The organism is Psittacicella gerlachiana (assembly GCF_003585965.1).
Classification (GTDB): Bacteria; Pseudomonadota; Gammaproteobacteria; order Enterobacterales; family Psittacicellaceae; genus Psittacicella; species Psittacicella gerlachiana.
This window is the reverse complement of sequence record NZ_NRJF01000291.1, coordinates 1-1,449: the sequence shown is the minus strand read 5'-3', so window position 1 is coordinate 1,449 and position 1,449 is coordinate 1. Positions and strand designations below refer to the sequence as shown.

Sequence of the window (1,449 nt, the reverse complement as noted above, 5' to 3'; positions counted from 1 at the left end):
TTTATCGTAATATTTACGATTTTAAATCTCAAATTTATGGTGCTTGTATATTCACTCATAACTTTAATTCTCGTTGTATTACTCTTAATACCGTTTGTGCTTAAATAAGCTGGATATTAGTTATTTAGCACTAAGAGAAAACCTCTTAATTGCAATTTATAAGAAATCAATATTGTAGATAAGAGAAAATTTCTTAGTTAGAGTTTCAGTTTAACTTTGTTTAAAATTAGAATGTAATATGGTAAAAGAATATCAAGAATTGGAAACAGATGCTGAAGGTTATCTTCTTGATCTTCACCAGTGGAATGAAGAAATCGCAAAACAAATTGCAAAGGTTGAAGGTATAGAGCTTACTGAAAGTCACTGGTTAATTATTAACTTTGTGCGTTCTTATTTCGAAAAATTTGAAACTACTCCATCAATAAGGTTATTAGTAAAAAATTTAGAAAAAGAATATGGAAGTGAAATAGGTAATTCACGCTATTTGCAAAAAATGTTTAATGCCAGTCCTGCAAAAACTGTAGCAAAATTAGCAGGATTACCAAAACCAGCCAAATGCTTATAAAAAAAGAGGGATTGCCCCTCTTTTTTTATTTATCTAATAAATAAGCTCGATATAGAGTATAGAAATTATTTTGATTTAACACTTTAGTTAAAGCCGCTCCCATAAGAATTATATACCAAACAATATATAACCAAAATACAGTAATAGGGAAAGCTGCTATGGCTCCATAAATAACATAATATGAAGCAATGTGGGTTACATAATAAACGAATATTTGCTTGGCATAATACAAGCCAATCGTAGCTAAGAGAGAAGATATAACTCCTTCTTTCCATTTAACATGAGTGTTAGGAAATGCAGTATAAGTAAAGAAGAGGATAAACCATAAAACAAAAACTTGAATATAGTTTAAAACTAACACTATGGTACTACTAAAAATATCATTATCTAAACTATAAATCCCGATCAAATAAGATTTAGCAAAAATTATTCCCCCAAGTAGTATAGGACCAAAACTTATAACTGCCCAATAAGAGGTAAAACTTTGAGAAATCTTTCTTCTTTGAGTTATTTGCCAAATATTTTTATTTATAGTTTTATCAATAGTTCTTACAAGTAAGAATGCAATTACAAATAATGAAATGATTGATGGTAATCCTAAATTTGCGGTTTTAGCAATAATGTTATCAAAGATTACGTTAAAATCTTCAATGTTACTTGGTGCTATATTCTCAAATATAAATTCCTGTAATGAATCCTTAATGCTATTAAAAGCTGGTAACATATGGAGTACGGAGAAGAATACTAGCACTATAGGAACTATAGCTAATAAGGTATTATAAGTTAATGCCCCTGCAACAACTGATACTCCATTACCGAGTACGGTAGTTATAATTAAATATAAATGAAAAATACTTTTGGTGATAGTTTTAAAACCTTTAGTT

Annotated in this window: 2 protein-coding genes; one reads left to right on the top strand and one right to left on the bottom strand. The window is 28.7% G+C overall.

Annotated elements, in window-relative coordinates; translation table 11 throughout:
* Positions 1-238: 238 nt before the first annotated feature.
* On the top strand, positions 239-565 hold the full coding sequence (locus tag CKF59_RS07755; RefSeq protein WP_119535330.1) for a TusE/DsrC/DsvC family sulfur relay protein: 327 nt from the start codon (positions 239-241) through the stop codon (positions 563-565).
* A gap of 25 nt (positions 566-590) precedes the next feature.
* Here CKF59_RS07755 and CKF59_RS07750 read toward each other — a convergent pair.
* The coding region (locus CKF59_RS07750; RefSeq protein WP_119535329.1) for a YihY family inner membrane protein at positions 591-1,449 on the bottom strand (859 nt) is incomplete at its 5' end.